Here is a 12,719-nt window from a genome sequence, read left to right on the forward strand (position 1 = left end):
TAGGTTGAACGAGAAGAAAAAATCGGGGTTCGGTATAAAACTTTTAAAATTCTTTCTGGCTCTTCTTATTCCGATTTTGTTCTTGTTATTGTTAACCGGTTTATTTTTGAAACTTGCCGGAATAGATCCAGTCAGTCAGGCGAAGTCGCTGATTTTCGGAAACGGCGGAAATTCTGCGGCGCAGACTGCCGGGGCACCCGCTTCAACGACAGCTGGCCTCAAACAGCAAATTGCGGGCCAAAATTCGACCATTACTCAGCAAAATGGAATGATTTCTCAGCTTAAGAACCAAGTTACCCAGCTGCAGAATCAGCTGAAACAGGCTCAAAGCCAGGCAAACCAGCAGAACCAGGCCCAGAAGAGCCAGAATAATGCCGCACTCCAGACTGTTTACGCCCAGACATATAAAAATATGGATCCTGCAAAAGCTGCCGCTATTTTTAATCAGCTGCCCGTGAATAAAGCTGCAACTTACATAAACATGCTTGACGATGCGACGAAAGCGGCTATTCTGCAGAACATGACGCCGGCCAAGGCGGCGGCACTGACTCAGTTGCTGAAGGCGCCGCAGAATACGAACGCAACGACCGGCAGCTCCTCATCGTCAACTTCAGTCACGACAACGACGGTGCCTTAATTTTTTAATCCTTTGAAAGGAGGTGAAAAAATGGAAACACAAATTGCTCTGTCTGTTCAGGAGGGCAAAGGGGCGGGGGCTCATGACAAGAAGAAAAAAACCGGACAGCCGGAAGATTTCTCTTTCCTCACCCTTTTCAACACAGTGACTCAGTCTTTTTCACCTGCGTCGGCCAAGTCCGTGGCTCCGAAAGGCATCGGGCAGCTTAAAAACAGCCAACATAATGAAAAATCGAAGGTCGGAACCGATCAAATCTCAGAAAAAATACCTCCAACATCGGGAAAAAGATCTGATTCGGCTACTACGATAGGACGTCAGATTTCTGATACAGCAAAAACACATGAGGCAATCCTGATTGAGAATCCACAAACGGTAATTGTCGGAATGTCCCGTTTGAAAAAAAATGAAGTCAACTCTAAAAATCAGGCAGGTTCGGCTCAGCAAAGTACGGGTAAACAAGTTGGTTATCACAGCGGAAACGCGCAATCGGCTCAAAATGCCAGCACTTCTGTTCTGAAAGTAAACTCAGACCATGCGTCGGTTTCGGCTCAGATTAAATCTGATCTTGCCACGCTGATCAACGCTCATTCTGATCAGGCCCAGGTTGAAAATTCGACCAAAAATTCATTTATTGCGTCCAGGATTGCTGACGCTGTCCGCAATGATACCGAAGCCAAAATTCCTTCAGCGAAGGCGGATATTCACGCAAACGTTGTGCAACCGGCAGCTCTTAAAATGGGAAGACTTCTAAGGGCAGCCGATAACCCGGCAACCGGATTAAATCTACCTGAAAAAGCGGAATCAACGAGTGATCAAGCGCCTTCAAAAACTGCTGAACCAGCTTTAACTTCTTCAGTAAGAAAGGTTGCTGTGTTGCCGCTGTCTCAAGTAGCAGCAAGGCAAATGAGCCATACTGAGCTTTTTGTTTCTTTCACTGGCACAGCTCAGCGCGAAAATAGCAATCCAGTGAGTACGCAGGTATCCGATCAGATGGTTAAGTGGATGGGAAAGTCTTCATTCCGTCTGGATCCTGGTGGGACTAAAAATTTGACGGTCACCCTTTATCCGGAACATCTGGGGAAACTGACGGTGTCGGTGACACAGACAAGCGATGGAATGATCGCCAGAATCATCGCCGGGACCAAAACGGCGAAGGATTTGCTGGAATCAGGTATCGGTCAGTTAAGAAATGATCTCGCTGCGCAAGGAGTAACAATTGGTCAGATTGACGTTTCAAGACAGTGGCAGAGCGCGGCTGCGGGAGAATCGCAGAATATGAACCAGCAGCAAACGAATCAGGATACTAACGGACAGTCGGGCGGAAAAGATGATGAAAGCAAACAGAAGAAGTCGGCAAGGCCTGTCGACGGAAATAATGCAGGACAATCATTTCTCGAATGGATGACAGGAGGCGTTCCTAGCACATGAGTGATACGACAGTTAACGGATCTACAAGTACAACTGCAGCGTCCAGTCAGAGTACAACAGTTAATGCGAACAGCACATTAAGTAAAGACGATTTTCTAAAATTACTTGTTGCTCAGCTGACGAATCAGGATCCGACGGCACCGATGGATAGCGGACAATTTGTGACTCAGATGGCCCAGTTTACTTCCTTGGAACAGACTCAGAATATGAGCAGCGCAATTGATCAGCTTGTTGCAACGCAATCAGACAATTCGCTTTCTGATAAAGCGACGATGATCGGTAAAAAGATTACTTGGACAGAAAGCAGTACTGATGAGAACGGAAATGACATTTCGACGACGATGAACGGAATCGTGAATGCGGTGAATGTCAAAGATGGACAGATCAGTTATTTGACGGACAGTGGTAAAACCGTGGATCCATCGACGATTACCGAGGTCTCCGATTCGGCAGGTAGTACCGATGGCTAAAATTGATCACTATTCATATTATCCATTTCCCTTGCCGGGCAACTTGGAGACTCAGCAGAAACCCAAGGAAACTACCACAACGGCCCATTCTTTTCAAAAGACATTCAGCGATCAGTTGAATGATCAGCCGGTAAAATTGACGAAGCACGCTAGGGAACGGTTTGCAACCAGAAACATTCATTTGACGGCATCGGAATGGAATCAGATCCATGACAAGATGCGAGAAGCTGAAAAAATGGGTGTTAATGATTCACTGGTTTTAACGAAGGATGCCGCGCTCGTCGTCAATACACCGAAAAACACGGTGATAACGGCAATGAATCTGCAGGAAGCAAAGTCACATATTTTCACGAATATCAATGGGACGATTTTGATTAATCATTAACAGGCTGGACCTTTTTAAGGAGAGCCGTGGCTGTGGACCGACCGAAGCAGTCAATTTAAAAGGAGGAACTAAATCATGTTATTACGTTCATTAGGATCGGGTGTATCAGGACTTAAAAACTTTCAGACGGATCTCGATGTCATTGGCAACAACATTTCAAACGTCGGCACAACCGGCTTCAAAAAAGGTCGCATCAACTTTGAAGATACAATTAATCAGCAATTGCAGGGATCGACAACAAACGTCAACGCGGTTCAAATTGGCCTCGGATCCCAAACGAGTTCAATTGACAACATCACTACCGGCGGTGTTCCAGAGTCAACAGGTAACCCATACGATGTAGCTATTAACGGTGAAGGATATTTTCGAGTAATGAATGGAACTAACCCATACTATACAAGAGCAGGGGATTTTAAGTTAGATACTGCTGGTACTGGTCTTGTAAACAGTCAAGGCATGGCTCTTGATATAGGAGGAACAACAACCCCTGGCGCTTCTTTTAATACAGTGTCAAGTTTTACTATTGATCAAGCGGGAAATATTACAGGTGTTGATAAAACTACAGGTAATTCGGTGCAATTAGGAAGCATTAATCTTTTCACTTTTTCAAATCCAAACGGTCTAGAAAAAATTGGAAATTCGCTGTACCAAGTGACACAGGGATCGGGCAATGCACAGCAAATGACCGCGGCGACCGGACTTGGCACACAAACACAGCTTCAGCAAAACGCACTGGAAGGTTCGAACGTCGATCTGACCGATGAAATGACGAATCTGATCACGGCAGAACGTGCCTACCAGGCCAATTCAAAAACGATCACGACTGCAGACCAGATTCTCCAGACACTGGTTAACCTGAAGCAATGATGAACGAAAGGAGTGAACTGGATCCGGTCTCCGGATTCAGTTCAATTTATTGAACCTATGATTCAGCTGACACGATTTAATGGCCAGACTTTCGTCCTGAATGCGTTTCTCATTGAGCAGATCGAGGCACTTCCGGATACGACTGTAACTCTTACGACCGGAAAGAAAATTGTTGTCAGAGAAACAGTTGATCAGGTGACGCAGCTTGTGATCCGATTTTTGAAAGAGATTCCCTGGTCCCAGGCAGTTCGCGCAGAAGAAGGTGTGCTCAGATGTTCAAAAGCAGAGGATTAAACGTTCTGTTCATTCTCATGATTCTTGTGATTATTGGGACGGTCGTCGCTTATTTTATGTTGTCAAATTATGCTCAGGGTAAAAATGATGTTCAAAATCCGAGTATTGATGAAATTGTTAATGACCTGACTGTCGACACGGGTGAAATAACGACCAATATTCAAGGCGACCATTTCATCAAGGTTGATTTCAACATTCAGGTATCAAACAAAGACGCGAAAGATGAGTTGACAAAACGATCGTTCCAAGTCAAAAATGCTGTGATTTACACTGTTTCGGACATGACACCCCAGGATCTTCAGAATCAGAAAGGGATTGCCAGTCTTGAAGATCAGATAAAAAACAGAATCAATAGTTTCCTAGACAGCGGAACTGTGACCCATGTTTATACGACAGAAAAGGTAGTACAATAAGGTAATTCAGGATAAGTAAGGTGATGATGTGACATGGCCGATATTCTTTCACAATCAGAAATTGACGCGTTGCTCTCAGCTCTTTCAACGGGAGAGATGGATGCGGAAGAATTAAAAGAAGAAGAGAGCAAACCAAAAGTCCGGGTTTATGATTTTAAAAGGGCGCTGCGTTTTTCTAAAGATCAGATCAGAAGTCTGACGAGAATTCACGAGAACTATGCCAGATTACTGACTTCCTATTTTTCAGCGCAGCTAAGAACCTATGTGCAGATCTCCGTAGCCTCGGTGGATCAGCTTCCCTATGAAGAATTCATCCGGTCCATTCCATCGGCAACTGTCCTGAATATTATTGAAGCACCCCCACTTGAAGGGCATCTCATTGTCGAAATGAATCCCAACATCGCATATGCCATGCTTGACCGTCTTCTGGGTGGTGCCGGGATCAGCATGAATAAAGTAGAGAATCTGACAGAGATTGAGAAGGATCTGATGATCAGGTTATTCGAGGGAACTCTTCCCTCACTGAAAGAGGCATGGTCTTCAGTCGAAGCTGAAATGCGGCCGCGTTTACTTGAGTTGGAAACAAATCCTCAATTTCTTCAGCTTGTTTCTCCCAATGAAACGGTGATCGTTATTTCGCTGTCGGCGATGATTGGAAAATCAAGCGGAATGATTAATATCTGCCTTCCACACGTTGTTCTGGAGCCGGTTATTCCGAAATTGTCCATGCATTATTGGATGAGTGAGAAAAAAAATGATGTGACAAAAGAAGAGTATCAAGCTCTGCGTCAGCGTATTGAAAATTCGTTGATTAACATTAATGTGTTGCTTGGAAAATCGCAGATTACTGTTCATGAATTGCTGCATCTGAATACCGGCGATGTCATTTCCCTGAACCGTCAGATTGATCAGCCGGTCACAGTAGAAGTCGGCGGCTTCCCAAAATTTTTCGCTCAGCCTGGGAAGAAGAACAAGCGAATGGCTGTCCAAATCATCAAACCTATAGTACAGGAGGATAACCATAATGAGTGACGGACAACTCTCACAGGAAGAAATTGATGCGCTTCTCGGTCGTCAGGCATCGGCTGAAAAACAGCATACTGAAAATCCGGGAAAGGATGCAGCGCCGCTTAAAAAAAATAACATGTCGGATCTTGAGGAAGATGTGCTCGGCGAAATTGGCAATATATCTTTTGGCAGCGCGGCAACGGCATTATCAACTATTTTGAACCAGAAGGTTGAGATCACGACGCCGTCTGTACATATCGTTAACCGGAATAAGTTGGGGGAAGAGTTTCCGGTTCCCCATGTTTCGGTTCTTGTCAATTATACTGAAGGCTTTCAGGGGTCGTGCATGCTTGTTATTAAAACGAGGGATGCCAGCGTTATTGCAGATCTGATGATGGGGGGCGACGGCAAGAATCCGAGCCAGGAAATCAGTGATATGCAGATGAGCGCGGTGCAGGAAGCCATGAATCAGATGATGGGGTCTTCGTCCACAGCGATGTCCACGGTCTTTAACCGTCGCATTGATATATCTCCTCCTGAATTGACTCTCATGGATGTCAGAACAAGGCGGGGTATGGAATATATTCCCAACGATGACCTGATGTTTGAGATTTCATTCCGCCTGAAAATTGGCAGCCTGGTTGATTCAAACATCATGCAGCTGGTTCCGATTCCGTTTGGCAAGCATTTGGTTGATCTGCTTATGAACGAGACATCAGGTCAAGCAAATCAGCAGAACTCTGTTGGCACAACTGCATCGGATCAACCAGATTCTCCGGTACTGGCGGTCTCTGCGGATCAGGAAGACAAAGTACAGGAAAAGGTCGCCGCACCTACCGGATCGCAAAATATTGTGCGCCAGCAGAATGTTCAAACGGCAGAGTTCTCTGATTTTGGAAATGATTCGGATCAAACTGAGAAAAGTACACCGCGGAATCTGGATTTGCTGATGGATATCCCTCTGGATGTCAGTGTTGAACTCGGACACACAAAGAAAACAGTTCATGAGGTACTGGAACTGGGCCCGGGTTCAATAATTGAGCTGGACAAGCTTGCAGGTGAAGCAATCGATATATTAGTTAACCAAAAATATGTTGCGAAAGGCGAAGTGGTAGTGGTTGATGAGAATTTTGGAATTCGAATTACTGAAATTCTAAATCACGCCGACAGACTTAAAAGCTTGTAAACTTGTTACTACTTAATGATAAATGATAATGGAGGGTTTAGCATGGCAGGACGCATACTGGTTGTAGACGACGCGGCTTTTATGAGAATGATGCTGAAAGATATTCTAACAAAAAATGGTTATGAAGTTGTTGGTGAGGGGGCAAACGGCAATGAAGCCGTCTCCAAGTATGATGAACTTAAACCGGATCTTGTGACTCTGGATATTACAATGCCTGAACTGGATGGTATTCAAGCGCTTAAGAAGATAAAATCGAAAGATTCGGACTGCAAAGTGATTATGTGCTCTGCAATGGGTCAGCAATCGATGGTCATTGACGCGATTCAGGCTGGTGCGAAGGATTTTATTGTCAAGCCATTTCAGGCAGACCGCGTCATCGAAGCAATTAAAAAAACACTTGGCTAAAAAGGAAAGAAGAAGGTGGCGGTTTGTTACCGAAAGGACTGATTTCTCTTGCTCTCGCACTTGCTCTGATTTTTGGAACGAATGTCCATGTCCTGGCAGCGGATCCGGGCAATGGCACTGTAGCAGATATGTTCAAAAATCAGAACACCGGACATCATGCTCAATCGAATCCGGGCAGTAGTGCTCAGACAACAAACGGTAATACGTCTCCTGTTGCAATTGGTGGCTCTAATCTGTTTCTGGACTTTGTAAAGATCGTATTTGCACTGCTTATCGTACTCGCATTAATTTATCTGTTGTATCGTTTTGTAGCGAAAAAAACGGGAAAGTTCAGAGAAGGTAATTTGCTCAAAAATCTGGGCGGGGTTTCAGTAGGAACGAATCGGTCTGTCCAGCTGATCAGAATCGGCAACAAAGTCATGGTTATCGGCGTGGGGGAGACAGTTCAGCTTCTTAAGGAGATCAGTGATCCCTCAGAGATCGAAGCTCTGGCGTCACAGGAGGAGGCCACGGACCGTCTTGAGGAAAATGTGGTCCGCGTTCTGCAATGGACAGCGGGGAAAGCGTTCAGGACTCAGGGAAAAAAACAGACCACAGGCAGGGATTATGCCAGTTCCATCCTCAGAGAAAAATTGAATCAATTGAAGGAGGAACGAGAAAAAAAAATGAAGGAACTCATTCAGGAGGTCAAGCGGGATGAATAGCATACCGGGTATTTCACCCGCCCTTTTTACGAGTCAGCCCCAGGGTGTCGCAACAACGGTACAGCTTCTGCTTATCCTGACTGTTCTCTCTTTGGCCCCGGCTATTCTCGTTCTTATGACTTCATTTACAAGAATCATCATTGTTCTTTCTTTTGTCAGGACCTCTCTTTCGACCCAGCAGATGCCGCCAAACCAGGTTTTGATTGGGCTGGCATTGTTTCTGACATTTTTCATCATGGCACCTGTATATGGGCAGATCAACACCGATGCCATCCAGCCTTATATGAAAGGGCAGATCTCGCAGCAGCAGGCGATGGCGCGCGCAGAGGATCCTGTCAAAAACTTTATGGCACGTGAAACACGGGAAAAAGATTTGCAGTTGTTTTTGAGCTATGGCAAATATAAGACACCTTCCAAGGTTCAGGATATTCCACTGACTGCTCTTGTACCGGCATTTACAATCAGTGAACTGAAGACGGCTTTTCAAATGGGCTTTATGATCTTTATTCCCTTTCTGGTCATAGACATGGTAGTCGCAAGTATTCTTATGGCTATGGGGATGATGATGCTCCCCCCAGTCATGATTTCGCTGCCTTTTAAGATACTACTGTTCATCATGGTTGACGGGTGGTACCTGATTGTCGAGTCATTGCTTAAAAGTTATCAGTAGTCCATTCGTCAGATACCTAAGAAAGAAGGGATGATAGTATGAGCGCGGAAACAGTGCTGTCCATTGCCGACCAAAGCGTTATGATTGTTCTGATGGTTGGCGGACCTTTGCTCATTGTTTCGCTGGTGGTCGGACTGCTTGTCAGTATTTTTCAGGCGGCAACCCAGATTCAGGAACAGACTCTGGCATTTATCCCTAAAATTGTGGCTGTTTTATTCGGGCTGATCTTTTTCGGCCCCTGGATGCTTTCGAGGATGCTTGCTTTTACCCAGAACATTTTCGCAAATCTGCCGAATTTCATAAGATAGTAAAGGATAATGCGATCCGTGCAAATATTAAATGCAATTCCAGTTTTTCTACTGGTGCTTGTCAGAGTCGCCAGCTTTCTGGTTACCATGCCGATCTTCTCATACCGGACTATTCCAAATACTGCTAAGATTGGATTCGCGGTAGCTCTGTCACTGTTGATCGACATGACAGTCTTTAAAAGCCAGGTTGTTCCGCTAAACGACTCTTTTGTCCTGCTCATACTGAAAGAAGCGCTTATTGGCTTATCAATGGGCTTTGTCACAGGAATTCTTACATACGCTGTCCAATTTGGGGGCTCTGTGATCGATTTGCAGATTGGCTTTGCCATAGCGAATACAATAAGTCCGGAAAATGGTTCTGCGACACCTCTGACCGGACAGCTGCTTTACATGCTCCAAATACTGTTTTTCCTGGGCGTTGATGCCCATCACATGCTATTGAATGGCCTGATGTACAGTTTCAATCTTTTTCCGGTTGATCGTCTGGCGATTCATCTTGCAAGTGGAAATACAGCGGAATTTGTCGGAAGGCTGACGGCCCAGATGCTCGTTATCGGAATGCAACTTGCTATGCCCGTCGTCGGCTGTCTTTTTCTGGTTGATGTGGCGATTGGATTGATCGCGCGGACGGTGCCCCAGGTTAACGTGTTTGTTGTCGGCCTTCCCTTGAAAATTATCGTCGGGTTTCTGATTATGCTAATTGTTTTTCCAGCGTTTATTGTTCTCTTTCGCGTCGTTTTCGATTCGATGACGGATGCGTTCAGTACATATATGCGGCTGCTGGGGGGCTAAAGGCATGAAACACTTCCGTTATCCGCTCAATCTTCAGTTTTTTGAAGGGGAAAAGACAGAAAGAGCAACGCCTCATAAACGTCAGGAAAGCAGAAAACAGGGGGAAGTGTTTAAAAGCGCGGATCTAGGCACGGCGATCAGTCTATTCGCCTTTTTCCTCTATTTTCGTTTCGCGGGTGGGTCGCTGGGCGAAGGACTGGCATCCATGATGTCTCATGTTTTTCAAAATTCGTTGAACATGGATGTCACTGAGAATAATGTGCATCAATTCTTTTCTGCACTTTCAATCCAGTCACTTTTATTGTTGATACCGATTCTGATTGTAGCTTTAGTTGCTGGAATCGCGGGTCAGCTCTTCCAGGTAGGTTTTCTTTTCCAGCCCGGATTGCTGGCGTTCAAACCGGACCGGATCAGTCTGTTGAAAGGTCTGAAGCGTGTTTATTCGCTGAAGGCTATTATGGAACTGCTCAAATCGCTGCTTAAGATTCTTCTGATCGGATTGGTTGCTTTTTCAGTGATTTGGATCAACAGGCAGATGGTTGTGGAAACAGGTGAGAAATCGCTGGGTGACGGTCTGGTGACAATGGCCAATATTGTTCTTAACATGGGACTTGCCGCTTCAGCTACTTTGATTGTTCTGGCTGTTTTTGATTACTATTACCAGAAATTTGAATACGAAAAAAACATGCGGATGTCTAAACAGGATGTCAAAGATGAATACAAAAATATGGAAGGCGATCCCAAGATCAAGTCGAGAATCAGGGAAAGACAAAAACAGATGGCGATGCGCCGTATGATGCAGGAGCTCCCGAAAGCCGATGTGGTCATTACCAACCCGACACATTTTGCTGTTGCTTTGCAGTATGATGCGGTGCGGATGTCGGCCCCGAGAGTCATTGCGAAAGGTGCGGATCAAGTGGCCTTTAGGATCAAGGCAATCGCAAGGGAACATGAGATTGTGATTGTTGAAAAAAAACCGCTGGCCAGAGCCCTCTATTTTCAACTGGATGTTGGTGACAGTGTTCCTGAAGAGTTTTTTAAAGCTGTAGCTGAGATTCTGGCTTACGTATATCGCCTGAATGGAAAAGCGTAATGAGTACGGGAGAGGAGGAGAACCATGAAAAGAAGTGACTTTATAGTAATACTTGGTGTTGTCGGTATTGTGATGATGCTCATTATACCTCTACCGAGTGCATTGCTCAGCTTTCTAATCATTTTAAATATTTCTCTCGCGCTGACCATTCTTCTTGTCACACTGAATGTTAAAGGACCGCTTGAGTTTTCGGTATTTCCATCTCTCTTGTTAATCATGACGCTTTTCCGAATCGGTCTTAATGTCTCGACCACTCGCTTGATCCTGACACAGGGAAATGCCGGACAAGTTATCGAAGCTTTTGGCCAGTTTGTGGTTTCCGGGAATGTCATTGTCGGGCTGGTTGTTTTCCTGATCCTGATTATTGTTCAATTCATAGTAATTACCAAAGGTGCCGAACGCGTGGCTGAAGTCGCAGCCAGATTTACACTTGATGCAATGCCCGGCAAACAAATGAGTATTGATGCGGATATGAATGCTGGGCTGATTGACGATCAGGAAGCGAAAAAAAGACGTGAAACAATTACCCGTGAAGCTGATTTTTACGGAGCGATGGACGGTGCAAGTAAATTTGTCAAGGGCGATGCGGTTGCTAGCATGATCATTGTTGCGATCAATCTAATCGTCGGTATGATTATCGGTGTTCTACAGCAGGGATTGACCCTTGCTAATGCGGCGCAGACCTTCAGCCTCCTTTCTGTAGGTGATGGTATTGTCAGCCAGATTCCGGCGCTGCTCATTTCCACAGCTACCGGGATTGTCGTCACAAGGTCTTCTTCTGAAACCAATATGGGTAGGGAAGTAACCGATCAGTTGCTAGCATTCCCTGTGATGCTCGTTGTCGCCGGATCGGTCATTTTTATTCTCGGCCTGACCCCGATTGGCATGGTGGCTACATTGCCAATTGCATTGCTGCTTGTTGTTGTGGGCGTGATGATTCGCCGGAATCAGAGAAGAGAGAAACAGGCAGTGATTACAGATGAGGATAAGAAGGCAGAAGATAAATTTAAAAATCAGGAGAATGTGATTAATCTTCTGCAAATGGATCCGGTCGAATTTGAATTCGGCTATGCGCTGGTGCCGCTTGCAGACAGCAGCCAGGGTGGCGATCTGCTTGACCGAATTGTGATGATCCGCCGCCAGCTTGCCCTGGAGCTTGGCATTGTACTTCCCGTGGTCCGCATTCGGGACAATATCCAGCTTGAGCCAAATGGTTACCGGATTAAAATCAACGGCAGCGAAGTGGCAAAAGGTGAATTGATGCTGGACCACTATCTGGCAATGAGTCCGGGGGTTGATGACGAATCCATCAAGGGAATAGAAACAACAGAACCGGCATTTGGATTAAAGGCACTCTGGATTGACGAACCGACTAAAGAACGTGCTGAAATGTCAGGATACACAGTTGTTGATCCACCTTCTGTCGTTTCCACTCATTTAACGGAAGTGCTCAGGCGCCATGCCTGGGAACTTGTCGGGCGCCAGGAGACGAAACAGCTGATTGATCATCTTAAGGAACACTCGCCAGCGCTGGTTGAGGCTGTGACTCCGGAACCGATGAATACCGGAGATATTCAAAAAGTTCTCGTTAATTTGCTCAAAGAAAAGCTGTCAATCCGTAATCTGCCGGTTATTTTTGAAACACTCGCCGATTATGCTCAGATGAGCCGTGACACAGGGCTGTTAACCGAGTACGTTCGCCAGGCGCTGTCAAGGCAAATCACGGAACAATTCACCAGACCGGGTGAAACGCTAAAAGTTCTGACGCTCAGTCCTGATCTGGAACGCAAAATCAATGATTCGGTACAGAAAACAGAACATGGCAATTTTCTGGCAATGGATACGGCAACAACAACTCAGGTTTTAAAAAATCTGTCATCATCTGTTGAAAAATGGACGGATATGGACAGTGATCCAGTGATCCTTTGTTCACCTGCTGTGCGGATGTATGTCCATCAACTGACGGAACGCTACTTCCCAAATATTCATGTCCTGTCTTATAATGAACTCGAGACAAATGTTGAAGTTCAAAGCATTGGGGTGCTGGATGCTGCATGAA

16 protein-coding genes are annotated in these 12,719 nt (G+C 45.5%); all 16 read left to right on the forward strand.

Annotated elements, in window-relative coordinates; genetic code table 11:
* Positions 1-4: 4 nt before the first annotated feature.
* The 16 genes from E4665_RS01005 (at position 5) to flhA (ending at position 12,718) form a co-directional block, all read left to right on the forward strand.
* Positions 5-637 carry a MotE family protein gene (locus tag E4665_RS01005; protein WP_135346929.1) on the forward strand — a complete coding sequence of 211 codons (633 nt, stop codon included), beginning with the start codon at positions 5-7 and terminating at the stop codon, positions 635-637.
* 30 nt (positions 638-667) lie between these two features.
* Positions 668-2,065 carry a flagellar hook-length control protein FliK gene (locus tag E4665_RS01010; protein WP_135346930.1) on the forward strand — a complete coding sequence of 466 codons (1,398 nt, stop codon included), beginning with the start codon at positions 668-670 and terminating at the stop codon, positions 2,063-2,065.
* Entirely contained in the window at positions 2,062-2,535 is a 474-nt protein-coding gene (locus E4665_RS01015) for a flagellar hook capping FlgD N-terminal domain-containing protein (protein ID WP_135346931.1), read from the forward strand. The genes E4665_RS01010 and E4665_RS01015 overlap by 4 nt, the downstream gene beginning before the upstream one ends.
* The gene (locus E4665_RS01020) at positions 2,528-2,920 is read left to right on the forward strand and encodes a TIGR02530 family flagellar biosynthesis protein (RefSeq protein WP_135346932.1); all 393 of its coding nucleotides are present in this window, start codon (positions 2,528-2,530) and stop codon (positions 2,918-2,920) included. Before E4665_RS01015 ends, E4665_RS01020 begins: the two co-directional genes overlap by 8 nt.
* A 75-nt stretch (positions 2,921-2,995) precedes the next feature.
* The gene (locus E4665_RS01025; protein ID WP_135346933.1) at positions 2,996-3,787 is read left to right on the forward strand and encodes a flagellar hook-basal body complex protein; all 792 of its coding nucleotides are present in this window, start codon (positions 2,996-2,998) and stop codon (positions 3,785-3,787) included.
* A gap of 57 nt (positions 3,788-3,844) precedes the next feature.
* Positions 3,845-4,081 carry a flagellar FlbD family protein gene (locus E4665_RS01030; protein WP_135347114.1) on the forward strand — a complete coding sequence of 79 codons (237 nt, stop codon included), beginning with the start codon at positions 3,845-3,847 and terminating at the stop codon, positions 4,079-4,081.
* Positions 4,060-4,494 carry a flagellar basal body-associated protein FliL gene (gene fliL / locus E4665_RS01035; RefSeq protein WP_135346934.1) on the forward strand — a complete coding sequence of 145 codons (435 nt, stop codon included), beginning with the start codon at positions 4,060-4,062 and terminating at the stop codon, positions 4,492-4,494. The genes E4665_RS01030 and fliL overlap by 22 nt, the downstream gene beginning before the upstream one ends.
* A 33-nt stretch (positions 4,495-4,527) precedes the next feature.
* Positions 4,528-5,526: a flagellar motor switch protein FliM gene (fliM, locus tag E4665_RS01040; protein ID WP_135346935.1), complete on the forward strand. Its 999-nt coding sequence runs from the start codon at positions 4,528-4,530 to the stop codon at positions 5,524-5,526.
* Entirely contained in the window at positions 5,519-6,688 is a 1,170-nt protein-coding gene (fliY, locus tag E4665_RS01045; RefSeq protein ID WP_135346936.1) for a flagellar motor switch phosphatase FliY, read from the forward strand. Before fliM ends, fliY begins: the two co-directional genes overlap by 8 nt.
* 42 nt (positions 6,689-6,730) lie before the next feature.
* On the forward strand, positions 6,731-7,093 hold the full coding sequence (locus E4665_RS01050; RefSeq protein WP_135346937.1) for a response regulator: 363 nt from the start codon (positions 6,731-6,733) through the stop codon (positions 7,091-7,093).
* A 23-nt stretch (positions 7,094-7,116) separates the two neighbouring features.
* Positions 7,117-7,797 (forward strand): flagellar biosynthetic protein FliO, encoded by a 681-nt coding sequence (locus tag E4665_RS01055; RefSeq protein WP_135346938.1) that lies wholly within the window; start codon positions 7,117-7,119, stop codon positions 7,795-7,797.
* Entirely contained in the window at positions 7,790-8,467 is a 678-nt protein-coding gene (gene fliP / locus E4665_RS01060) for a flagellar type III secretion system pore protein FliP (RefSeq protein ID WP_135346939.1), read from the forward strand. The genes E4665_RS01055 and fliP overlap by 8 nt, the downstream gene beginning before the upstream one ends.
* 38 nt (positions 8,468-8,505) lie before the next feature.
* Positions 8,506-8,775 (forward strand): flagellar biosynthesis protein FliQ, encoded by a 270-nt coding sequence (gene fliQ / locus E4665_RS01065; RefSeq protein WP_135346940.1) that lies wholly within the window; start codon positions 8,506-8,508, stop codon positions 8,773-8,775.
* Between the two features lie 18 nt (positions 8,776-8,793).
* Complete coding sequence (fliR, locus tag E4665_RS01070; protein WP_135346941.1) at positions 8,794-9,567, forward strand: flagellar biosynthetic protein FliR; 774 nt, start codon at positions 8,794-8,796, stop codon at positions 9,565-9,567.
* Between the two features lie 4 nt (positions 9,568-9,571).
* Positions 9,572-10,660 (forward strand): flagellar biosynthesis protein FlhB, encoded by a 1,089-nt coding sequence (gene flhB / locus E4665_RS01075; protein WP_135346942.1) that lies wholly within the window; start codon positions 9,572-9,574, stop codon positions 10,658-10,660.
* Positions 10,661-10,684: 24 nt separating this feature from the next.
* Entirely contained in the window at positions 10,685-12,718 is a 2,034-nt protein-coding gene (flhA, locus tag E4665_RS01080; protein WP_135346943.1) for a flagellar biosynthesis protein FlhA, read from the forward strand.
* The last annotated feature ends 1 nt before the right edge of the window (position 12,719 follow it).

It is taken from the genome of Sporolactobacillus shoreae, assembly GCF_004684935.1.
GTDB classification, from domain to species: Bacteria; Bacillota; Bacilli; order Bacillales; family Sporolactobacillaceae; genus Sporolactobacillus; species Sporolactobacillus shoreae.